This window comes from Serratia sp. K1WW1 (assembly GCF_055790865.1).
On record NZ_CM147697.1, the window covers coordinates 5,214,282 to 5,237,338 of the forward strand.

Annotated in this window: 21 protein-coding genes and 1 pseudogene; 18 read left to right on the forward strand and 4 right to left on the reverse strand. The window is 54.3% G+C overall.

Annotated features, from left to right (window positions below; genetic code table 11):
- Window positions 1-32: 32 nt before the first annotated feature.
- The 4 genes and pseudogenes from ACX9GU_RS23580 to nadS all read left to right on the forward strand — a co-directional run bounded on the left by ACX9GU_RS23580 (window position 33) and on the right by nadS (window position 3,236).
- Entirely contained in the window at window positions 33-749 is a 717-nt protein-coding gene (locus ACX9GU_RS23580; protein ID WP_260515202.1) for a GntR family transcriptional regulator, read from the forward strand.
- Between the two features lie 113 nt (window positions 750-862).
- Window positions 863-2,335: an IS1182 family transposase gene (locus ACX9GU_RS23585; protein ID WP_473192181.1), complete on the forward strand. Its 1,473-nt coding sequence runs from the start codon at window positions 863-865 to the stop codon at window positions 2,333-2,335.
- Window positions 2,336-2,580: 245 nt separating this feature from the next.
- Window positions 2,581-2,903 (forward strand): annotated as a pseudogene (locus tag ACX9GU_RS23590) (type II toxin-antitoxin system RelE/ParE family toxin).
- Between the two features lie 42 nt (window positions 2,904-2,945).
- Window positions 2,946-3,236, forward strand: coding sequence for a NadS family protein (gene nadS, locus ACX9GU_RS23595; RefSeq protein WP_473193101.1), 291 nt, complete (start codon window positions 2,946-2,948; stop codon window positions 3,234-3,236).
- Window positions 3,237-3,288: 52 nt separating this feature from the next.
- Here nadS and ACX9GU_RS23600 read toward each other — a convergent pair whose 3' ends face one another.
- The gene (locus tag ACX9GU_RS23600) at window positions 3,289-4,209 is read right to left on the reverse strand and encodes a L,D-transpeptidase family protein (protein WP_024485479.1); all 921 of its coding nucleotides are present in this window, start codon (window positions 4,207-4,209) and stop codon (window positions 3,289-3,291) included.
- A 282-nt stretch (window positions 4,210-4,491) separates the two neighbouring features.
- Window positions 4,492-5,004 (reverse strand): helix-turn-helix domain-containing protein, encoded by a 513-nt coding sequence (locus ACX9GU_RS23605; protein WP_473193102.1) that lies wholly within the window; start codon window positions 5,002-5,004, stop codon window positions 4,492-4,494.
- Window positions 5,005-5,146: 142 nt separating this feature from the next.
- Between ACX9GU_RS23605 and ACX9GU_RS23610 the strand changes: the two genes are divergently transcribed.
- From ACX9GU_RS23610 to ACX9GU_RS23645, 8 genes are all read left to right on the forward strand, one after another.
- The gene (locus ACX9GU_RS23610) at window positions 5,147-5,968 is read left to right on the forward strand and encodes an AraC family transcriptional regulator (RefSeq protein ID WP_473193103.1); all 822 of its coding nucleotides are present in this window, start codon (window positions 5,147-5,149) and stop codon (window positions 5,966-5,968) included.
- Window positions 5,969-6,093: 125 nt separating this feature from the next.
- Window positions 6,094-6,855, forward strand: coding sequence for a hypothetical protein (locus ACX9GU_RS23615; protein ID WP_473193104.1), 762 nt, complete (start codon window positions 6,094-6,096; stop codon window positions 6,853-6,855).
- On the forward strand, window positions 6,836-7,090 hold the full coding sequence (locus ACX9GU_RS23620; RefSeq protein WP_473193105.1) for a hypothetical protein: 255 nt from the start codon (window positions 6,836-6,838) through the stop codon (window positions 7,088-7,090). Before ACX9GU_RS23615 ends, ACX9GU_RS23620 begins: the two co-directional genes overlap by 20 nt.
- Window positions 7,081-7,563 (forward strand): RES family NAD+ phosphorylase, encoded by a 483-nt coding sequence (locus tag ACX9GU_RS23625; protein WP_473193106.1) that lies wholly within the window; start codon window positions 7,081-7,083, stop codon window positions 7,561-7,563. Before ACX9GU_RS23620 ends, ACX9GU_RS23625 begins: the two co-directional genes overlap by 10 nt.
- A gap of 230 nt (window positions 7,564-7,793) precedes the next feature.
- Window positions 7,794-8,870: a 7-bladed beta-propeller protein YncE gene (gene yncE, locus ACX9GU_RS23630; protein WP_473193107.1), complete on the forward strand. Its 1,077-nt coding sequence runs from the start codon at window positions 7,794-7,796 to the stop codon at window positions 8,868-8,870.
- Between the two features lie 163 nt (window positions 8,871-9,033).
- Window positions 9,034-12,054, forward strand: coding sequence for an autotransporter outer membrane beta-barrel domain-containing protein (locus ACX9GU_RS23635; protein ID WP_473193108.1), 3,021 nt, complete (start codon window positions 9,034-9,036; stop codon window positions 12,052-12,054).
- 255 nt (window positions 12,055-12,309) lie between these two features.
- Complete coding sequence (locus ACX9GU_RS23640; protein ID WP_473193109.1) at window positions 12,310-12,579, forward strand: hypothetical protein; 270 nt, start codon at window positions 12,310-12,312, stop codon at window positions 12,577-12,579.
- Between the two features lie 162 nt (window positions 12,580-12,741).
- Window positions 12,742-13,506: an HNH endonuclease gene (locus ACX9GU_RS23645; protein ID WP_473193110.1), complete on the forward strand. Its 765-nt coding sequence runs from the start codon at window positions 12,742-12,744 to the stop codon at window positions 13,504-13,506.
- A gap of 99 nt (window positions 13,507-13,605) precedes the next feature.
- Here the strand turns inward: ACX9GU_RS23645 and ACX9GU_RS23650 are convergent, their stop codons facing one another.
- Together ACX9GU_RS23650 and ACX9GU_RS23655 are read right to left on the reverse strand one after the other, a co-directional pair.
- A complete protein-coding gene (locus tag ACX9GU_RS23650; RefSeq protein WP_473193111.1) occupies window positions 13,606-14,397 on the reverse strand; it encodes a nucleotidyltransferase domain-containing protein in 792 nt (263 codons plus the stop codon).
- Between the two features lie 4 nt (window positions 14,398-14,401).
- On the reverse strand, window positions 14,402-15,637 hold the full coding sequence (locus tag ACX9GU_RS23655) for an RtcB family protein (protein WP_473193112.1): 1,236 nt from the start codon (window positions 15,635-15,637) through the stop codon (window positions 14,402-14,404).
- A gap of 189 nt (window positions 15,638-15,826) precedes the next feature.
- Between ACX9GU_RS23655 and rtcR the strand changes: the two genes are divergently transcribed.
- The 6 genes from rtcR to ACX9GU_RS23685 all read left to right on the forward strand — a co-directional run bounded on the left by rtcR (window position 15,827) and on the right by ACX9GU_RS23685 (window position 23,036).
- Window positions 15,827-17,398, forward strand: a complete 1,572-nt coding sequence (rtcR, locus tag ACX9GU_RS23660; RefSeq protein ID WP_473193113.1) for an RNA repair transcriptional activator RtcR — start codon at window positions 15,827-15,829, stop codon at window positions 17,396-17,398.
- A 90-nt stretch (window positions 17,399-17,488) separates the two neighbouring features.
- On the forward strand, window positions 17,489-18,043 hold the full coding sequence (idi, locus tag ACX9GU_RS23665) for an isopentenyl-diphosphate Delta-isomerase (protein WP_473193114.1): 555 nt from the start codon (window positions 17,489-17,491) through the stop codon (window positions 18,041-18,043).
- A 200-nt stretch (window positions 18,044-18,243) separates the two neighbouring features.
- Window positions 18,244-20,397, forward strand: a complete 2,154-nt coding sequence (locus ACX9GU_RS23670) for a carbon starvation CstA family protein (RefSeq protein ID WP_473193115.1) — start codon at window positions 18,244-18,246, stop codon at window positions 20,395-20,397.
- A gap of 69 nt (window positions 20,398-20,466) precedes the next feature.
- Window positions 20,467-20,670, forward strand: coding sequence for a YbdD/YjiX family protein (locus tag ACX9GU_RS23675; RefSeq protein ID WP_021179159.1), 204 nt, complete (start codon window positions 20,467-20,469; stop codon window positions 20,668-20,670).
- Between the two features lie 23 nt (window positions 20,671-20,693).
- Complete coding sequence (yjiA, locus tag ACX9GU_RS23680) at window positions 20,694-21,650, forward strand: GTPase (protein WP_473193116.1); 957 nt, start codon at window positions 20,694-20,696, stop codon at window positions 21,648-21,650.
- Window positions 21,651-21,806: 156 nt separating this feature from the next.
- Window positions 21,807-23,036 (forward strand): lysozyme inhibitor LprI family protein, encoded by a 1,230-nt coding sequence (locus ACX9GU_RS23685; RefSeq protein ID WP_473193117.1) that lies wholly within the window; start codon window positions 21,807-21,809, stop codon window positions 23,034-23,036.
- The last annotated feature ends 21 nt before the right edge of the window (window positions 23,037-23,057 follow it).

Here is a 23,057-nt window from a genome sequence, read left to right on the forward strand (position 1 = left end):
CAGATCCAACAACCAGCCGGGGACACTAAAACGTGAGCAAAAAGCCTATTTATCGCCAGATTGCGGATACCCTGCGCCAACAGGTTGCGGATGGTGAACTGAAACCCGGCGACGCGTTACCGACCGAGGCTTTACTGCGCGAACAGTACAACGTCAGCCGGGTAACTGTGCGCCAGGCGTTGAAATTGCTGACCGAAGAGCAGGTGATTGAAAGCATTCAGGGCAGTGGCTGGTACGTCAAAGAAGAGAAGGTCAATTACGATATCTATCAGCTCACCAGCTTTTATGAAAAGTTGGCGGATCGCAACGTGGAAACCCACAGCGACGTGCTGATCTTTGAAGTCGCCAAGGCCAGCCCAACCATCGCCGAAGCATTGCACCTGACCACTGAAGACAAAGTGTATTACGTCAAACGGGTGCGCTATATCAAGCAAAAGCCGGTCACCCTGGAAGAGACCTGGATGCCGTTGGCGCTGTTCCCCGACCTCAGTTACGAAGTGATGCAGAAATCCAAATATCACTACATCGAACAGGTTAAAAAGCGGGTGATTGACCGCAGCGAGCAGGAGATCATCCCGGTCATGCCAAGCGAAGAGGTGGTGAAGGCGTTAGGGATCGATCCGCAGAAACCGATCCTGGAGAAGGTCTCCACCGGTTTTCTCAACGACGGCACGGTGTTTGAGTTCAGCCGCAACTTCTTTAAAAGCGAAGATTACAAGTTCACCCTGGTGGCCAAGAGAACACGCTGAGTTTTTCCGATAAAAAAAGACGCCCGCAGGCGTCTCAGATTGATGACAAAGTCCTGGCCGTGAGGCCAGGACTTTGATCTAATAAGGTCAGTGCAAAAAACGGACTGACTGCCATGCTCAAAGAACCCTCTCCCCAGCAATACCAGTTTGAAACCATTACCCTTGATGAACTGGTTCCCGAAGACCATCTGGTTCGTCAAATCGATGCCGCTATCGACTTTGAATTTATCCGCGAGGCCGTTGCTCATCTCTATTGCCCCGATAATGGCAGGCCCGCTATCGACCCCGTTCGCCTGATTAAAATGATGCTGTTGGGCTACCTCTTCGGTGTCCCCTCCGAGCGCCGTCTGGTCAAGGAAATCCAGGTCAATGTCGCTTACCGTTGGTTCCTGCGTATGGGGCTTACCGAGAAGGTCCCCGACGCCTCAACCCTGAGCCAGAACCGCATTCGTCGCTTCAACAACAGCGATGTCTTCCAGCAGATTTTTGACCATATCGTGTTACAGGCTCTGGGTCAGGGCATGGCCAACGGGCGCGTACTTTACACCGACAGTACCCACCTGAAAGCCGATGCCAACCCACGCAAGGCCGTGAATGAACTGCGCCCTGAAGGGGTCAGTGAATACTTCACACAGTTGAATTACGCCGTGGAGGCCGACAGGAAGAAACGCGAAAAAAAGCCGCTGCCCGCCGCAAGAAAAACAACCAAAAACGACGCCGTTAAAAACACCAAAGTCAGCATCACCGACCCGGAAAGCGGCTTTATGCACCGGGACAACAAGCCAAAGGGCTTCTTCTATCTGGACCACCGCACGGTGGACGGCAAGCACGGCATCATCATGGATACCCATGTCACGCCGGGCAATGTGCACGATAGCCAGCCGTTCATCGGCAGGCTGGCACGGCAGGTGGAGCGGTTCAACCTTGATACGGTCGCCGTGGGTGTGGATGCGGGCTATTTTACCTCGGCGGTGTGCCATCTGACGCAGGAGATGGATATCGCGTTGGTGCCGGGCTATCGCAGGCCACACAAAGGCCTGAATGACTTCCAGAAAAAGCACTTCAGGTATGACGAGGCGCGTGATGTGTATGTGTGTCCGGCGGAGGAACTCCTGATATACAGCACAACGGACCGCAACGGCTATCGGCATTACCGTTCAGCCCCGGCAGTGTGCCAGCGGTGCGAGCAGAGAGGGCAATGCACGCAGAACAGCAAGGCACAGAAAACGATAACGCGGCACGTATGGGAAGCCTCGAAAGAGGAGGCCAACAGGTTGCGACTGACGAAATGGGGCAAAAAGGTGTATGCGCGGCGCAAGGAAACGGTGGAAAGAAGCTTCGCGGATGCGAAACAACACCATGGACATCGATATGCGCGGTTCCGTGGTCTGTCGAAAGTGCAGATGCAGTGCCTGCTAGCGGCCACGGCGCAGAATATGAAGAAGATGGCGCTGCTGGCGCTTCTTTATCACCTTTATGCCTGGTTAAAAGCGTCCCTGGAAGCCGAGAAGAACCCGATAGGGGAGAGGAAAGGTCAAATGATGGGGTTATGGAAAAATATCGCGATCGCGACCTGCGGTCGCTAAGAAAGACTAACCCCACCTGAAAAAGTGGGGTTAGTCATCAATCTGAGACGCCCGCAGGCGTCTTCTGAAACTGCAGACATTCCCCACCAAACTCACTGGGGGCCCGTACGTCCCCCCTACAAACTCCACAATATTGTCAAACTGAGATTGCCGCAGGCGTCGGTGCAATTTTTCTGTACAATAAACCATCAGAACTTGATTGTCGTACTATGTACGAGTATTGTGAATGATATGGAGGCGTCGTAATGGAATACTTTGAGTTCATCGAAACCCCAGTTTTTAGCAGGCAACGCGAAACCCTATTAGACGATGATAGCTTTCGTGAACGACAAACCCACCTGTTAAAATATCACTCAGACGGCGATACTATAATTAAAACAAGCGGTTGTAAAAAATCCGATGGAACCGTCCAGGCATGGGGAAACAAGGTGGTGTAAGAGTTATCTATTACGTTATCACCCGCAGCGGCAAGCTTTACCTGCTGATTGTTTATCCTAAAAACGCCAAAGACGACTTAACCGAATCCGAGAAAGCGATACTTAAAGCGTTAACGGATAAACTGAATTAAACGGTGCCGCACAAGGTATAGCACTTACTTAGAGGTTGCACAGTGGACAAAGAACTTTTTAACGATCTGGTCGAAAGCATGGAACAGATGGTCGCGATTGAAAAAGGCGAAATGCAGCCTGCTCGCGTCCATCGCCATCATATCCCCAATGTGAAATCACTACGCGAAGCCAGCGGCATGAAGCAGGAAGAGTTTGCACAGGCGGTTGGAGTTAGTCCTTCTCTGGTGCAAAGTTGGGAACAAAATCGCCGAATACCTTCCGGCTCTTCACTCAAAATCTTGCTGATGATTGAGCGCCACCCCACAATTGTTAACGATCTACTCTCCATCTAAATTCCATAAAAAAAGACGCCCTAGAGCGTCTTTTTCACAGCAAAAGCCCAAATCAGTTCACTTTAACCGGCATACCGGAACGTGCCTTGATGGCCGCGTCCACAACGCTCTGGTCAACGGCTGGATCCATCAGCACTTTGCCAACCGGCGCGGTGATGGTGATTGGCACTGGTTCTTTCGACTTCAGCTCATCTTCGTTGGCAGACAGCGGGTTGTGCACTTCCAGGTAACGAGAACCGTCTGGCTCTACAGAAACCTTCACCGGCTCGTTGATGAACTGCACGCGAGTACCTACTGGCACGCTGTCGAACAGGTATTTGATGTCGTCAGCACGCAGACGCACACAGCCGTGGCTCACGCGCAGGCCGATACCGAAGTTGGCGTTGGTGCCATGGACCGCATACAGACGGCCAACATAGAGCGCGTACAGACCCATCGGGTTATCCGGACCTGCCGGGAATACGGCTGGCAGGATTTCACCATCGGCGGCGTACTCTTCGCGCATTTTAGCGGTTGGCGTCCAGGTTGGGCCAGCCTTCTTACGCTGTACTGTAGTGACCCAGTCCAGCGGCGTATCTTTACCCAGTTGGCCGATGCCAATCGGCAGCACCACTACGGTCTTGGTGCCTTTCGGGTAGTAGTACAGACGCATTTCTGCGCTGTTGATGATGATGCCTTCACGCGGGGCGTCTGGCAGGATCAACTGCTGTGGGATGGTCAGCGTGCTACCTGGCAGCGGCAGGAACGGGTCAACACCAGGGTTAGCCTCCAGCATGTTGCTCAAGCCCATCTGGTATTGAGCCGCAAAGCTCTCCAGCGGCAGTTTACTGTCTGCAGGCACGGTGATCTGAATATTTTCCCCAACCAGACGGCTGTCTTTGGCGGGCAAAGGGTATACAACGGCGAAGGCAGCCTGGCTGAATGCAACCAGAGCGGTAAACAGGGTTAATAACGCGCGAATGCTCATTTTCATCTTCGTAGTAAAGTGGTGGCCGCACTGGCTAAAAATGGTATGTGTTCTGCCCGGCCTGGTTTGACCGGATGCGCATTATATGTGCACTTGCCGCCAAGATGGAAACATTACTCGCGCCGATACCTCACTTTTTTGTAGCCGGATGTAGGGAATAGTGTCCTTTTGGTAAATTCCTGCCCTAGCGTAGCCCATTGCCCTCTTCGCCACGGCGGATCGGGATCAGATATTCACAGCCGATCGCCACTGTTGACACTCTCTGCTGACGATACCTGGTGTCGGCTTTCAGGCCATACGCGATAGTTGGTAATCCCTGCTGGAGCAGCGGCTGTTGCGAGTCCCCACTTGTCCCTGCGTATAGCTACCCTGTTGCATGCGCCCCCCTGATTTCATCGGAGACAGCACAATAATCTCTACCTCTGGCGTTGGCTCGCTGGTCATAAGCAACGGCGGTTGCAAACCCTCACCAGGCCAGTCCAGATTGCGGCGATAGGCCGCCGGCGGCACACCAAACTGTTTTTTAAAACTCCGGGTGAAGGTCTGCTGGGAATCAAACTGGTATTTATCTGCAATACAGGCAACCGTGGTGCTGGTCAGGCGCAGCTCACGTGCCGCCGCCGTCAGCCTTCTGCGCCGGACATAGGTCCCCAACATTTCGCCGGTGAAGTGTTTAAACATCCGTTGCAGGTGCCATTTGGAATAGCCAGATTTGGCCGCAATGCTAGCCACCGTCAAGGGCTGATCCAGGCTTTGCTCAATCCAGGCCAGAAGTTGACTGATGACATTTTCCTGGTGCATGGCCTCTCCTCCGCGTTGTCGGTCATGAGCGTGTTACCACAAAACACGCCAGTGGCGCTTACTCTATCGACGTTGGCCCTAGACCACATTGCACAATCAAGACATAATATTGCTCAAACACGCCAATATGATAATTATTCTCATGAAAGCCACCTGCCAGGATCCCAGACCCGATATCGATAACGTGCCACGCGCCATCTTCGCGGTTCAGGCATCAAGCGTGCAGAAAGACTGGGAATGCACCCATCATCGCCACCGCAAGGCGCAATTGATTTACACGGTGCGTGGCATGATCCGCTGCGAAGTGGAAAATGGCCTGTGGCTGGTGCCGCCACAGTGCGCGCTATGGATGCCCAGTAACGTCAGCCACAACGCGCGGGCCACCAGCCAAAGTGAATGCTATTGCCTGTTCGTTGAGCAGGACGCCATCCCTGGTTTGCCGCAAAACTGCTGCACCTTGACGGTATCCCCTTTGCTGCGAGAGCTGCTGTTGCAGGCCAGCCAGTTCGATATTCTCTACCCGGAAGAGGGCCCGGAAGGCCGCATTGCGCAGGTTTTGTTGGATCAACTGGCCGCCGCGCCACTGGAGAACCTGCACCTGCCGGTGTCCAATGATGCCCGCATCCGCCAATTGACCGAACAACTGCTGGCCAACCCGGCCGATAAATCCACTCTGGGCCAGTGGGCGCAACGCATTGGCATGAGCGAACGTTCACTCAGCCGTACGCTGCAACAACAGATGGGCATGAGCTTTGGCCACTGGCGGCGGCAGTTACATGTGATGCTTGCTCTGCAACGCTTAACCCAAGGTGAAAGCGTCCAGACCGTGGCGTTAGATCTCGGCTACGAGAGTGCCAGTGGCTTTGTCACCATGTTCCGTAAAGCAGTTGGTAAGCCCCCAGCACGTTATCTTGCCGAAAAAGCTGCTGCAGACCAGTCGCTTGCTGGTGCGATAAGGCTGTGAGCCCGCTCTTCGGCTGAACATGTTACCTGCATCTGTTCTGGTCAATTCTCACACAACCTGCTATAACTGAGGATAGTTTGGTTAGAATGGTTAAAACGGTTAGCTTTAGCTAACGGGAGAAGAGAATGCTGGCCCGAGAAATCGACATCAACAGAGATGGCCTAAGGATCAGGGAAGATGGGCTGCAGATGGTCATCAGTAAAAGGAAAATGAAGGCGCAGAAGCCTTTCTTTCAGCTGAAAGTTGATATAGACAACTCAACGTCTCTCGGCGTGGTCGAAGAACACCTGAAAATCATGTTGCAAACTCTCCGCCAGGTTAGAGAAGCTGAAAACGATAATGGCGACATTTGCCACATCGATGAAACACGTTTTGAAGCCATGTTTCATAGCCTGGAGCAACAAATCAATCCGGATGATACTGCCCGGATAATTCTTCCGCGGGATACGCAAGAGCCCGTCAACCACAGCGGGCTGGTTGATATTTCCAAGGTGGAGCGCGGGCGTGAGCATATCCTGGCGGCCAGCGAATGGCTCACGGCGGAGCAGATTTCCCACCTGGCAGGCTTTGCTACCGAGAATCCCTCGGCCCAGCCAAGCAAATGGAAAAGCCATAACCGCATATTTTCATTGAAGAAAGGGGCAACACAACTCTTTCCCCGCTATGCGCTGGATGATAACTATCGCCCTCTTCCCGTTATGGCAGTGTTACTCGCCAGCTTTAAAAACCTGAAACACGGCTGGGGGCTTGCTCAGTGGTTCGCGACTTCAAACACCCTGCTGGCTGGCCGCCGCCCCATGGAGATGTTGCAGTCATATCCGGCCAATGTGATTGCGGCGGCGGAATATGAAGCGAAAAGGATCGTCGATGGAGCAGAACAAAGTTAAACAGAAGGGTGAGCCAAAAAAGGAAGATTTTGGTTCACCCGTTTTTCTTGGCCGCAAGATTGCTGCCCCTGGCAAGACTCTGCGGGTAAGAATCGAAGTCATCCCCAAAGGCACGGTGTTGCATCGCTGCCATGATGCGCAGTACCCTGGTGACAGTTTTATCCCGGCAGAATATTGCTTCCCCATGAGTATGGAGCCCGCTTCAGCCCTATCAGGGATGCGGCTTTGGATCTGATCCCCACCATGTATCTGGCCAGCAGTTGCGAAGCCGCAATCGCGGAATCGGTTTTTCACGATGTGGTTGCCACCGGGGAAACCGAATTTTTCGACTTACGCCCATTTACCAATATGCACTACATCCAGTTGCAACTAGAACGGGATCTTAACGTCGTCAGTTGCCGAGCACAGGACTGCATCTATATGGGCATCGATCGTGACGAATTGATCGGCAGTACCCAGCTCGAATACTCACAAACCCGAGCCTGGTCGCAGGCTATTTATCAACAGCATCATAACGTTGACGGATTGAAGTGGTACTCAAAAAGAGATGACGACCATTTTGCCTTGGTCCTGTTTGGCGGCCAACGGGTGATGGATAGTGAACTCTCGATAGCCGAACCCTCAAGCCGTCTCCTCAGCCATAAAACCATTGGCCAAATTATCCAAAAGACCGCCGAGCGTCTGGGCCTGATCCTGACCGAAGAGTAGACACTGGCCGGATATTCTCCTCTCTCTGATTTCCCTAAACGTGACAGTTATCGCCCCAAGCAACAAAAGTGCTCCCCTTCCGTAAGAATAATGATTATCATTCACAAACATAGTGAGCCGCATGCGATGACGTGACCGGCCAGATTTTGCTTTCGATTCAATGTTGAGCCCGATTTAGCCGCCGAGCAGCAGCCCGGTGGTGACCTGTATTTTGATGAAATGGAGCTTTTATGAACGCTATGATGACCACCAGCCGTAAGTTTGGCGGACGTGCGGTTTACCCTCTGTTGCTTCTCAGCAGCCTGATGTTTTCCACCTCTGTGCTGGCACAGACAGAAACGGAACTGCTGCGTAAGCCGGTAGGTAAAGGCGCCTACGAGATGGTGTACAGCCAGGGCGAGAATGCGCTGTATCTGGCAACTTCACAGAGCCGCAAGCTGGATAAGGGCGGCATCGTCTATCGCCTCGATCCACAAACGCTGGATATCACGCAGATCATTCATAACGATATCAAACCGTTCGGTGCCGCCATCAATACCAAAACCGATACCCTGTATTTTGGTAACACCACCAACAACTCACTGACCGCTATCGACGGTAAAACCGGCGAAGTGAAAGGCCGCCTGGTGCTGGACGCGCGTAAACGCTCCGATACCGTAAAACCATTGGCCCCACGTGAGCTGGTGGCAGACGCGACCACAGACACCGTCTATATCACCGGCCTGGGCGAGTCTAGCGTGGTTTGGGTTGTGGATGGCAAGGATCTGACCCTGCGCACCACCATCACCGAAACCGGTAAATACGGCACCGGCCTGGCGCTGGATGCAGCGGCAAGCCGCCTGTATGTGACCAATGCCGATGGCGAGTTGGTGACCATCGATACCAAAACCAACAAGGTGCTGTCACGTAAGAAGCTGGATGAGTCTAAGGAACACTTCTTCCTGAATATCAGCCTGGATCCGGCAAACCATCGTGCGTTTATTACCGACTCCAAACAGCCACAGGTGCTGGTTGTTGATACCAACAACGGCAACATTCTGCAGAAGATCGACGTGCCGGAATCCCTGGCCGTGCTGTTTAACCCAGCGCGCAATGAAGTCTACGTCACTCATCGCAAAGAAGGCACCGTGAGCGTGATTGATGCCAAGAGCTACAAGCTGTTGGAAACTATCAAGACGCCAACGCATCCAAACAGCCTGGCACTGTCACCAGATGGTAAGACGCTGTACGTGAGCGTGAAACAGGCTTCAAGCCGTGAAAAAGAAGCGACCGATCCGGATGACGTGATCCGCATTGCCTTGAAATAATCTGCCCAAGCGCTGTCCCCCGCCAAATAAAGGGGGCAGCGCTATCCCCCTTCTGCCTGAGCATTTTCTGGCCAATTACTTCTCTGTTCGTTAATAAAAACGTCATCAAAAGCTGTTACTTAATTGCCTTGCCAATTTACAAGGTTATTAGGGATGATCGAAAATGCTAAAAAAAACAGCAGTATCTGCACTGGCCATGGCCGTGTTACTTTCGCTGGATCCTGCCTGCGCGGCAGAGACCAGGACCCTCAAAGCAACCGGGCTAATCTCTGGATTCAGTCAACTTAACAACAGCGAGGCTGGGCGCCATGCCTTGGCCGACAACCTCAGCACCTCTGTCGCCATCAACAATCAGGCTTCCGATGCTCAGCGTGCCAGAGCCATCTCCGACAATACTATCGCGGCACTGATCGGCTCGATGAGTAACGGCCTACTGGTGGCCAATGCGCTCGGACCGAAAATGAATGAAATTTTCTCCGCGCATAACAGCATCAACGCCGCCACTTACTCGGCAACGACCTTCTCCAAAAATTTTGAAGCTCTATTCACGCAGGTCAATGCGCTGATCCAAGCGGATTCCAGCTTCGCCAAAAATTATTACGCCAATGGCAGCGCCAACGGCAACCCGGCACTACCAGCCACCGGCATCAGTCTGCCTGCGGGCGGTGTCTATAACGTTTACGATCTGGCTTATCAGCCATTGAACGAAAATCGCAATACCGTCGGCAACTCACGCCCTGTGCAGGTTGCACCAGACAGAATAGAAAGTTTCAGTGCGCCCGATTTCTTCGGGGTTGAGACCAATTCAGCGGTAGCCATTCTGCCGACCGTCAAGGGGAACGCCTCCTTCCCTAGCGGCCACTCGGCTTTTGGTTTCGCCAGCACACTGCTGTTTGCCGAGATGGTGCCTGAACGCTTCCAGGAATTTCTGTTGCGTGGCTCGCAATACGGTAACAGCCGCATCACCCTGGGCGTGCACTATGCGCTGGATGTCATCGGCGCACGCATCATGACAACCTATGCCCTGGCACAGATGCTTAACAACAATCCTGACTATCTGGGGCAAAACATTTCGAGCATGCTGGGCTCGCCGATGACCACCACCACTGATTTCCAAGGGTTGATCTCGGCCGCACAGACGGATCTCCGTACATTGCTGGAACAAGGCTGCCAAAGCACGATTGCCCAATGTTCCACAGCCGACAGAGCAGAACGCCAGGCAGCAGCCGCGCAAAACAAGGCCGACTATCTCTACCGCATGACCTACGGCCTCACGCCAGTAGGCCCAACCGATCTGGCTCCGGTGGTACCTGTTGGGGCAGAAGTGCTGTTAGCCAGCCGTTTTCCTTACCTGACCGCCGAGCAACGTCGTGATGTTCTCGCCACCACGGAGATCGAATCCGGCCATACGCTCGACAACGGTTCAGGTTGGGCACGGCTCAATCTCTATGCGGCAGCCGACGGATATGGAGCCTTTAATGGCAACGTGTCAGTCACCATGGACGCCAGCCAAGGCGGTTTCAACGCCTACGACACCTGGGGCAATGATATTGCTGGCAACGGCAGCTTTGTCAAAAGCGGTTCAGGGATCCTTGAGCTGACAGGCAACAACAGTTTCTCCGGCACCACGACGGTGGCCGGAGGTGCGCTGATCGTCAATGGCGATCATGGGCATTCCTCCGTCACCGTCGAGAATGGTGCGTTACTGGGGGGTTCCGGTACCGTGGGAGCATTGACCGCGCAGTCCGGTGCCGTTATCGCGCCAGGCAACTCGATTGGCACCTTGCAGGTGGCGCATGATGTCACCTTTGCATCGGGCTCAACCTATGCGGTAGAAATTGCCGCCGATGGACGCAGCGATGTTATCCAAAGTAGCGGATCCGCCATCTTGAATGGTGGAGATGTGACGGTCTCTCTGGAAAACAGCGGCAACCTGCTTAGCCAAAGCGAAGCGCACAGCTTGTTAGGCAAGCAGTACCACATTCTGACGGCTCAACAGGGTGTCAGCGGCCAGTTTGACAATGTGCAGCCCGACTATCTGTTTCTGGGCACCACACTCAGTTATCAGCCTACGCAGCTCACGTTGAACGTGGGCCGCAACGCCACCGCTTTCGCCGATGTGGCACAAACGCCTAACGAGCGGGCGTTAGCGATGGCGGCGGATACCTTGGGCGCCGGTAACCCGGTCTACGAAAGTATTCTGACCAGCAGCACACCTTGGGAGGCACGGCAGGCCTATCGTCAGTTGTCTGGACAAATTCATGCCGACATCGCTTCGGCCCAGATGAATGACAGCCGCTACCTGCGCGATGCGTTGAACGACCGTCTACGCCAGAGTGAAGGGTTGACTCGTTCACCAGACATCAAGGTGAACGAAGGGGGTGCGTGGGCACAATTCCTGGGTGCATGGGATCACGCCTCTGGGGACGCCAATACCACAGGCTATCAGGCCTCTACCTACGGGATCTTGATGGGGTTGGATTCAACCTATGCCGAAGAGTGGCAACTGGGCATTTCGACCGGTTATACCCGCACCTCACTGGATGGAGGTTATGGCTCTAGCGCGAACAGTGATAACTATCATTTAGGCGTGTACGGGGGTAAACAGCTCGGCGATCTGGCTCTGCGTGCGGGCAGTACCTATACATGGCATCGTATTGATACCTCGCGCAACGTCAATTACGGGGCGCAGTCGGATAGCCCGACCGCCAAGTACAGCGCGCGTAGCCAACAAGTGTTTGCCGAAGCGGGCTACAGCCTGAAGACAGCAGAGGTTAACCTCGAGCCTTTCGCCAACCTGGCTTATATCAACTTCCAGAATAACGGCATCAACGAAGATGGCGGTGCTGCGGCACTGCAGGGTGACAAACAACACACGGATGCCACAGTCTCAACGCTGGGGCTACGTGCCGATACTCAGGTGCAGGCTGTCACGCTGCGCGGTGAATTGGGCTGGCAGCACCAGTATGGCGATTTAGATCGTGGCACCGGGCTGATGTTCAGTGGCAGCAGCTCAGCGTTTGTGGCCGACAGCGTGCCGGTCTCGCGTGATGGCGCGGTGGTAAAAGCCAGCGCGGAAGTTGCCGTGAGCAAAGATGCTACGCTGACGCTAGGCTATGGTGGCCTGGTCTCGCAGAACCATCAGGATAACCGCGTGAACGCTGGCTTTATTTGGCGTTTTTGATCGCCGATTCAAACCATTACGTTTTCCCCTCATCCTCTTCCAAGAGGAGGGGGGATTTAACTTGCCACATATTAGCTGCTGCACTTGACCACACTTCCGAGCTTGCCCCCTGTTCAATGTAAACCCACGTCAAGCTCCTTGACGAAGCTTATCACTTAATTTACCTGAGCTTATCTTGAGCCAGCGATCGCGATGTCCTACGGTATCGGTAGTTTGAATGGATAGCCTAACTGACCGTAAAAAGGATCAATGATCATGGTTAAGTCTTTGAGAAACCCGCTGATTGGTTTGCTGTGTTTGTCGACGGTTGGCTGTGCCAATATGACGGGTGATGATGTCGCGATCGCCGGTGTGGTGGTAGGGCTAGGTGCACTGGTTGCATTGGCACTGCTAAGCGATGGTGACGACGATAAGGGTCATAAAGGGCCCTCCCGTAAGGAGCATGGCGATAGAGGTGACCACAAGAGCGGAGATAAACACGGATATGGGAAGGATCATGGAAAAGGTCATCCTGGACGCCGTTAATCCCTGTCAAAATCCGCGGACTCCCGAGACTACAGACATTTATTCACCAGCTCGCCACGTAGGGGCGCTGCATGTTATCAATGAAAGTAGGCAATTACCGATGTGCCTGGCATAGTAAGTGGCTCAACTAACATAATTAAGTAATGCCACGACGAGGCCCTGATGGCTGCCGTAAATCTCTGGACAAGGGAACAGTTGCTGGTAGCTTTTACGCTATACAGCCAAATCCCCTTTGGTAAATTACACGCCAACAACCCCGATATTATCCATTACGCCGGTTTAATTGGCCGTACACCTGCCGCATTGGCTATGAAACTGGTGAATATCGCCAGTCTGGATCCGTTTATCGTTAACTCTGGCCGGCGTGGGCTGACGGGAGCCTCCAAAGCGGATCGAGCGCTGTGGCAGGAAATGAGTCTCGACAATGAAACCTTTGAACAGCAGTGCGAATTGGTGATGACACAGCTGAAACCACCGGTTACGGCCTTGCATGACAGCGGCATGGAAGACTTCAGTGGCAGAGAAAGAACCACTATCGTCAATGCACGTGTTGGCCAGCAACTGTTCCGCAAGCGGGTGCTGGATGCTTATGAGAATCGCTGTTGCCTGACCGAACTCGAAGAGCCGATGTTGCTGGTTGCCAGCCATATCCGCCCGTGGAAGCATGCCGTTGAACATCAGCTCAACCCCAGCAACGGCTTATGTCTATCCAACCTGCATGATAAAGCGTTCGATCGCGGGTTAATTACCTTTAATGAACACCTTGAGCTGGTGCTTTCACCGCGCCTTAAACAACTGAAAAGCACCATCAGCGAAGAGAACTTTGCCAAATATGAAGGTCGCAGGCTGAGGCAACCGGTAGATTTTCCTCCGGATGCCAGCCAGTTGGCCTATCATCGGCAAAACATTTTTATCGCTAAAAACTGAAAGGTTACACAGGCGCAACCTGCTACGCCCCTACGCTCGGGGCTATGTGGCCCCGACTAACCATGGCATAACCGGGGAGCTTTCCTTCTCCCCGGTTGATTACACCATCACCGTGCGATAAAGCAGTTCATCCAGCGATTGGTCGCTGCGGGCCGGGCTGTCGGGCAAGGCTTCCTGCCGGGCATCCGCCGTCAGCTCCTGTGCGATAAACGCATGGATCCTTTCCCTACGTGGGCCGTACTCTGCCTCGCCTGCGCGCCGTTTCGCCGCCAGTAATTCATGGATTTCCGCCAACAACAGCGGATCCTCCACCGTGCCAGCCAACAGTTGATCAAAACGCATCGGTGGCACGCCCTTACCCGCTTCTATCCAGCGCACGGCCAGTAGCGGACGCAGCACGTAGAAGTATTTCTTCAGCCGTACCTGCTCACCCTGCAAATAGCCACGGAAGTTTTTCCTGGCCATCGACAGATAGTGCCAACGCGCCCGCTGCGCGGAGAACCACTCCGGCACGACATCTCGTAACGCCGCGACGCTCTCAGGTGCTTCCTGATACACCACTGGTGAATCCAGCCACTCGATCAGCGTCGGGTTAGCCCGCTTGAGCAAGCCGAGCGCCTTACGCCATTCCCAGCCACAAACATCCAGCTCATGATCGATTGGTAGCTCGATCACATCCCGGTGTGGCTCCACCCGTAAATACCACTGTGGCGGGTGGACATACAAAAAGCGCACGTCGTAATCGCTGTCCGGCGAGGCAAAGCCCCAGCCGCGACTCCCAGACTCGCAGGCATAAAGCACCCGCACGTCGTAACGTTTTTCTACCTCACCCAACACTTGCCGGACTCTTTCCCGCATGGCGCTGTCCACGCCGTTTAATTGCTGTTCCATCACATTATCCTTTTACGCATACCACCTGCCGCAGGGTATGGACAATTTCAACCAGTGAAGACTGTGCCGCCATCACCGCATCGATATCTTTATAAGCCATTGGGATCTCATCGATCACCTCACTGTCCTTACGGCATTCCACATGTTCGGTAGCCCGGATCTGGTCGGCCACGGTGAAGCGTTTTTTCGCCGCCGTACGGCTCATGGTGCGGCCTGCGCCATGGCTGCAAGAGCAGAAGCTCTCCTCGTTACCCAATCCGCGCACGATGAAGCTTTTCGCCCCCATTGAACCGGGGATGATCCCCATCTGCCCTTTCTGCGCAGACACGGCCCCTTTACGCGTCACCAACACCGGCTCACCAAAGTGCGTCTCACGTTGCACATAGTTATGGTGGCAGTTCACGGCCTCTTGCTGGGTGGTGAACGGTTTAGTCACGATACGCGACAGCGCCGCCAGCACGTGCTCCATCATCACTTCCCGGTTATGACGGGCAAAATCCTGCGCCCAACCCACAGCTTCCATGTAATCGTCAAAATGCTGGCTGCCTTCCTCGAAATAGGCCAGGTTACGATCCGGCAGGTTAGCGATATGCTGTTGCATATCCTGCTGCGCCAACGCAATAAACAATGAGCCGATGGCATTCCCCACGCCGCGGGAACCGCTATGCAGCATTACCCACACCTGCTGCGTTTCATCCAGGCAAACCTCGATAAAGTGGTTACCCGTTCCCAACGTTCCCAGATGCTGGTAGTTGTTGGTGTTACGCAACCGCGGGTATTTATCGATCAGGCGATTAAAGCGCGGGGCCAGTTCGGCCCAGTGGCGATCAACCGTTTGCGGCGGAGTGGTCCAACTTCCTTTATCTCTTTTCGAACGGGTTGAGCTACGCCCATGCGGTACCGCCTGTTCGATGGCGCTACGCAGTCCCGCCAGGCTATCCGGCAGATCGGATGCCACCAGCGAAGTACGCACCGCAATCATGCCGCAACCAATATCCACGCCAACGGCCGCCGGAATAATCGCGCCACGGGTAGGGATCACGCTACCAATGGTGGAACCCTTTCCCAAATGCACATCCGGCATCACCGCCAAATGTTTAAAAATAAACGGCATTTTGGCCGTATTCAGCAACTGCTCACGCGCTTCTGGCTCTACGGGCACGCCCTGTGTCCACATTTTGATCGGTGCGCTGTTAACCGGTGCCATCAATTCATAGTTATTGTTTTTTGTGTAAGTCATTTTTTAGTCATCCTTTATCTATTGACGTGGTAGATATAGCGAAAGGCGTGCCAACTCAGTCAAAAACGCTCATTAAAATCACAATATATTGATATTTAACCAATAAATAATTAATCAAAGAAGACTGGCGATGATGCCAACAAGCCGGTATTTTATCTTGCAGGATAGTATTTTATCGCAAGGGATAATATGAAACGCACAGTCGTGATCGGAGTGCTGGGCACCACGCTGGATAAACGTGGCAAACGGGAAAACCGCTGGAGCAAATGGCGGCCAACGGTGGGGTTGTGTCAGCAGCCCAACTTGCCGATTGATCGCCTGGAGCTGCTGCATCAACCGCGCGATAAAGGCATGGCGCAGCAGGTGGCGGAAGATATCGTGGCAGTTTCGCCCACCACTCAGGTGGTATTACAGGAAGTGGCACTTAAGGATCCCTGGGATTTGGAAGAGGTGTACAGCGCCTTTCTGGATTTCGCCAGCCGCTATCCGTTTGATACCGAGAACGAAGACTATCTGGTGCATATCACCACCGGCACCCACGTGGTACAGATCTGCTGGTTCCTGCTGACCGAGGCACGATACCTGCCTGCTCAATTGCTGCAAACCGCCCCCGGTGACAAATCAGATCGCCCATCCCCCCAAGGGATCTACTCGGTGATCGATCTGGATCTCAGCCGCTATACCGCCCTCACCAGCCGTTTTCTGCATGAGCAACAGCGTTCGGTGTCGTTCCTCAAAGCCGGTATTGAAACGCGCAACGCCACCTTTAACACGCTGATCGACCAGATTGAACGGGTGGCCCTGCGCTCCAATGCGCCCATGTTGCTCACCGGCCCCACCGGAGCCGGGAAATCCTTTTTGGCGGAGCGTATCTACCAACTCCGGCATTCGCGCCATCTGGTGAAAGGCCGTTTTGTCGCGGTGAACTGTGCCACCCTGCGCGGCGATAACGCCATGTCGACCCTGTTCGGCCATGTAAAAGGGGCGTTCACTGGCGCATTGCAGGCACGGGCTGGCCTGCTGCGTGAAGCGGACGGCGGCGTGTTGTTCCTGGATGAAATTGCCGAACTGGGGTTAGACGAACAGGCGATGTTGCTGAAAGCGATCGAGGAAAAAACCTTCTTCCCCTTTGGTGCCGATAAAGAAGCCAGCAGCGACTTCCAGCTGATTGCCGGTACCCACCGCGATATGCGCGACTGGATAGCCCAAGGCCGCTTCCGTGAGGATTTATACGCCCGTATCAATATGTGGACCTTCCCGCTGCCCGGCCTGGCTGAGCGCCGCGAGGATATCGAGCCGAACATCGATTACGAATTACAACGCTTTGCCCGCAGCAACCAGACGCAGGTCCGTTTCGACAAAGACGCCAGACAGCGTTATCTGGCTTTTGCTCGTTCCCCGCAGGCGGTCTGGCGCGGCAACTTCCGCGAACTGGGATCTTCCATCGCCCGCATGGCCACGTTGGCGGAGCAGGGGCGCATCAACCAGCCGTTGGTCGATGATGAAATCGCCCGGCTAAAATCCCATTGGCATGGGAATACCACTGCACAATTACCTGTCGAGCTGACCGATATCGATTTGTTTGAGCAAAGCCAGTTGGAGACGGTGCTTAAAGTGTGCCGAGCTTCCACGTCACTTTCCGAAGCGGGTAGACAACTGTTTGCCGTCTCGCGCCAGCAGAAAAAGCAGCCCAACGATGCCGACCGGCTGCGTAAGTACCTGGCGCGCTTTGGTTTGAGTTGGGAAGAGGTACGAAAATAGAAGGTGCATGGGCACAGCATGATGTGCCCCCCACATTGAGAGACGGGTGTTATAGTAATAGTCGTACATCGCGAATAAATTGGAATCTTCATGACCCAGCAGCATGTCGTTTTACTTGATGAACAAGGTCAACCCACCGGCGTGATGGAAAAATATGCGGCCCACCAGCGACAAACGCCCCTGCATCTGGCTTTCTCTTCCTGGATCTTCAACCCGCACGGCGAGTTGTTGATCACCCGCCGAGCGCTGAGCAAAAAAGCCTGGCCCGGCGTTTGGACCAACTCGGTGTGTGGCCATCCGCAGTGGCAAGAGAGCACCGAACACGCCATTGAGCAACGCTGTTTGTATGAAGTGGGCCTGAACGTGGAACAGATCACCGCCATCGACTCCGATTTTCGCTACTGCGAGACAGACGCCTCCGGCATTATGGAAAACGAAATCTGCCCGGTTTATGCGGCATTGGCTACCGGTGCCGTTGCAGCCAGAGCAGATGAAGTGATGGACTTCCACTGGGTTGATTTATCCGCTTTGATCTCTGCGGTAACGGCAACCCCCTGGGCCTTCAGCCCTTGGATGGGGCAGCAGTTGGCGAGTACCCAAACGGAGCAAAACCTGATCTCCTTCGCCACTCGCACTTCCGCCTGAACCACTCACCCCGCCAATCCAACCGTTCACCAGCGTATAAAACCGCTGGCTGAAATTCAGATGTCTTTCCCTATCCAGCCTGGCAATGATGAGCTGTTCCTAAACCTGACCCTTACCAGGGGAAGACGCTACAGCTAAATGTCCGACATTTAAGAATCGGATTTATCACTCAATTTTTGCAGATAGGAAAAGGATACCTCATGAAACGCGAGGGGATTTTAAAACACCTCCCATGGATGCTGCTGGGGATACTCGGGGCTTCCTGCCTGGGTGTCATCGCATTGCGCCGTGGCGAAAGCATTAGTGCACTGTGGATCATCGTTGCTTCGGTAGCGGTCTACCTGGTGGCTTATCGTTACTACAGCCTCTACATCGCCACCAAGGTGATGCAGTTGGACGCCACCCGCGCCACACCGGCGGTGGTGAACAACGACGGTCTTAACTACGTCCCTACCAATAAAAACGTGCTGTTCGGCCACCACTTTGCGGCGATCGCAGGTGCGGGTCCGCTGGTTGGCCCAGTGCTGGCAGCACAGGTCGGTTATCTGCCCGGTACGCTGTGGCTGCTAGGCGGCGTGGTGTTGGCAGGGGCGGTACAGGACTTTATGGTGCTGTTTATCTCCTCACGCCGTAACGGCGCCTCATTGGGCGAGATCATCAAAAAGGAAATGGGCCCAATCCCTGGCACTATCGCGCTGTTTGGCTGCTTCCTGATCATGATCATCATCCTGGCGGTGCTGGCGCTGATCGTGGTGAAAGCCCTGGCAGAAAGCCCATGGGGCGTGTTCACCGTCTGTTCCACCGTGCCAATCGCGCTGTTTATGGGCGTGTATATGCGCTTCCTGCGTCCTGGCAAGGTGGGTGAAGTGTCGATCATTGGTATCGTGCTGTTGATCGCCTCCATCTGGTTCGGCGGCGTGATTGCCCACGACCCATACTGGGGCCCGGCGCTGACCTTTAAAGACACCACCATCACCTATACGCTGATTGGTTATGCCTTCGTTTCTGCCCTGCTGCCGGTATGGCTGATCCTGGCTCCGCGTGACTATCTGGCCACCTTCCTGAAAATCGGCGTGATCGTCGGTCTGGCGATCGGTATCGTGATCCTTAACCCAGAGCTGAAAATGCCTGCGGTTACGCAGTTTGTTGACGGCACCGGCCCGGTCTGGAAAGGCACCCTGTTCCCGTTCCTGTTTATTACCATTGCCTGTGGTGCCGTTTCTGGCTTCCACGCGCTGATCGCTTCAGGTACCACACCGAAACTGCTGGCCAATGAAATGGACTCCCGCTTTATCGGTTACGGTGCCATGCTGATGGAATCCTTCGTTGCCATCATGGCGCTGGTTGCGGCTTCTATCATCGAGCCTGGCCTGTACTTCGCCATGAACACCCCACCGGCGGCACTGGGCATCACCATGCCAGACCTGCACCGTCTGGGCACCGAAGATGCACCGATGATCATGGCCTCACTGCGTGATGTTTCCGCACATGCTGCCGCAACCGTCAGCTCCTGGGGCTTTGTGATTACCCCAGAGCAGATCCTGCAAACGGCCAAAGACATCGGCGAACCTTCGGTACTGAACCGTGCCGGTGGCGCACCAACTCTGGCAGTCGGGATCGCGCACGTGTTCCACCAGGTCATCCCTGGCGCGAACATGGGCTTCTGGTATCACTTCGGTATTCTGTTCGAAGCATTGTTCATCCTGACCGCTCTGGATGCAGGTACCCGTTCCGGTCGCTTTATGCTGCAAGACTTGTTGGGTAACTTCGTGCCGTTCCTGAAGAAAACCGATTCGCTGGTGGCCGGTATTGCCGGTACTGCGGGCTGCGTTGGCTTGTGGGGTTACCTGCTGTATCAAGGCGTGGTCGATCCATTAGGCGGCGTTAAGAGCCTGTGGCCGCTGTTTGGCATCTCCAACCAGATGCTGGCTGCCGTAGCGCTGGTCCTGGCCACCGTGGTATTGATCAAGATGAAGCGCACCAAGTACATCTGGGTAACCGTGATCCCAGCCGTTTGGCTGCTGATCTGTACCACCTACGCGATTTGCCTGAAGCTGTTCAGCGACAATCCGCAGCTGGAAGGCTTCTTCTACCAGGCCAGCCTTTACAGAGACAAAATCGCCGAGGGCGGTGCTGAACTGACCGCACAGCAGGTTGCCAACATGAACCATATCGTGGTGAACAACTACACCAACGCCGGTTTGAGCATCCTGTTCCTGCTGGTGGTGTACAGCATCATCTTCTTCGGTATTAAAACCGCCATGGCGGCGCACAAAAACCCGAAACGTACCGATCAGGAGACGCCATACGTGCCGGTTCCTGAGGGGGGCGTCAAAGTTTCGTCGCACCACTGATGGTGATTTGATGGATACCCTGCATAATGATAATACGTTATGTAGGGTATTTTTCTTTGGAGTAAACCCATGTTCGGAAACCTCGGCCAGGCGGGTAAATATCTCGGGCAGGCTGCACGCATGTTAGTGGGCGTGCCTGACTACGATACCTACGTCCAGCATATGAAAGACAACCATCCGGACAAACCGGTGATGACCTATAAAGAATTTTTCCGCGAACGCCAGGATGCCCGCTACGGTGGCGATGGCAAAGGCGGTATGCGCTGTTGCTAGTTAAGTAAGTACAAGGACCAGGCATGAAACCCATTGCAGTCACCATCCTGACGGGCTTTTTGGGCGCGGGCAAAACCACCCTGCTGCGCCACATTCTGAATGAAAACCACGGTTACAAGATTGCCGTCATCGAGAACGAATTCGGTGAGGTGCCGATCGATAACGCGCTGATTGGCGACCGCGCCAGCCGCATCACTACCCTCAGCAACGGTTGTATCTGTTGCAATAAATCCAACGAGTTGGCAGATGCGCTGCTGGATCTGTTGGACGGTGTCGATCAGGGGCAACTGGAATTCGACCGGCTGATTATTGAATGCACCGGCATGGCCGATCCCGGCCCGATCACCCAGACCTTCTTCTCGCACGAAGTCATCGGCCAACGCTTCCTGCTGGACGGCATTATCACGCTGGTGGATGCGGTACATGCCGATCAACAGTTGAACCAGTTCACTATCTCGCAGGCCCAGGTGGGCTATGCGGATCGCATCCTGCTGACCAAAACCGATGTGGCACCGGATAACGAAGCGCTGATCCAGCGTTTGCAACTGATGAACGCCCGCGCACCGGTATATAAGGTGACGCACGGTGATGTCGATCTCGGCGTGCTGTTTGATATCGAAGGCTTTGTGCTTAACGATAAGCTCAACCTGGCGACCCCCGTTTTCCGCCGCATTCCGCAAGCGCAAAATAATATCCAGTCAATCGTGGTGTATCACGACCAGCCGCTGGAATTGATGCAGATTTCCGAAGTGATGGAAGGCTTATTATTGAAGTTCGCCGATAACCTGCTGCGCTACAAAGGGATTTTGTCGATTAAAGACGAACCGCGCCGCCTGCTGTTCCAGGGCGTACAGCGTCTGTATAACGCCGACTGGGACCGTGAATGGCTGCCAGAAGAAGAGTGCAAAAGCACGATGGTGTTTATCGGCATCGATTTGCCGGAAGATGAAATCCGCGCGGGGTTTGCTGCGCTGGGTTGATGAGTTGGGGCCGCGTTGGTTGTTAAAAGCTACTAACGCTGTCTTTCTTACCATGGAGTTATTGCATAAACATAATAAAAGCACACCCAATATATTGTATAGATGCAATAAAGTAATATGGAGGAAAGTTAAAGACTCAACCAAAAGGAACTCAGCATGATCGCCAGGCTTCAACACGCTAAAGCGCTCCGTGGTACAACATTGGCCAGCCATCCTTTATCGCGCTTTTTGCTCTGCCTATGCCTGGCGTTCGGGGCCAACACCGCAGTGCAAGCCGCTTCTTTCGATTGTGAGAAAGCCACCAGCGATATCGAGCATAGCATCTGCAATAGCCCAGACCTGAGCAGCCTCGACAGCCAACTGACCGAAAATTACCGGTTAGCAATGGCAAGCCTTCCAAGTGATCAGGCCGACGCGTTACGCACCGAGCAACGTAGCTGGTTGAAGCAACGGGATGCCTGCAACGGTCAGGAAAGTTGCCTGAGCGATTTATTTAGCCAACGCGCCGCCCAGTTGCAGAACACCGCCAAGCAGGCCGCCTCGGCGCTAGATAACATCATCGCCAGCATTCCGGCAGACCCGGTTGCAGCGGCACAGCAGTTGCAGCAGTATCGCGGCGCGCTGGCCTCCGCCTGGCTGATTTACCTGCATCAGTTTGCACCCGCCAGCAAGGTCACGGATGCAGAGGTAGAAACCAGGCATCAAAGCGTGATCAAGGCGATGAACGACGACACATTCTCCCAGTCAGTGTTACGTGATATCGAAAACGATCCCAAGACCGGCCATGATGTCGCTGTTTTAACGCTCTTACGCATGACCATTGAGCGAGCCGGCTACGAAAACGCCGATGGCCGCCCCTATGTGCACTGTTTTATCTTCAAGCAGCAGGGCGCAGCGGCTTATGAAGCCTTTGGGGCGTTATATGGATCATCTCGTGATTCACAGGCCCCCATTTGCTCACCGCAGGGCGATCTGTTTGAACGGCCAGCCTGGCTGCAACTTACCAAGTCAATAGAACCGATGATTGGCAAGGCCAGTGAGAATTCCGGTACCATCCGCTTTGCCAGCTATGCCGATTGGGCCATGTTCCGCCTGCGCGCCACCGTCTCCCCCGAGGATTTCCTCAAGCCAAGCCAGAACACACCCGCCACAGGCGATCCTGCACAGCTAATCCGCAGTTGGTCTGATGATAAGGTTTGGCCGAAAGAACAACGCGAGCAGTTGCTTGTCGCCATTGAACCGGCGCGTCTGGCGACCATGGGCTGGTTGCAAACCGAGAAGCATTTCTCGGCCAGCGATGCGGCTAAAGCTGCCGATGCGATTGTGAACACCTGGCTTAGTGACAGAATGGACTTTATCGGCGAGATGAGCGGGCCAGAGGACTGATAAGTACAGTGATGCCCCCGG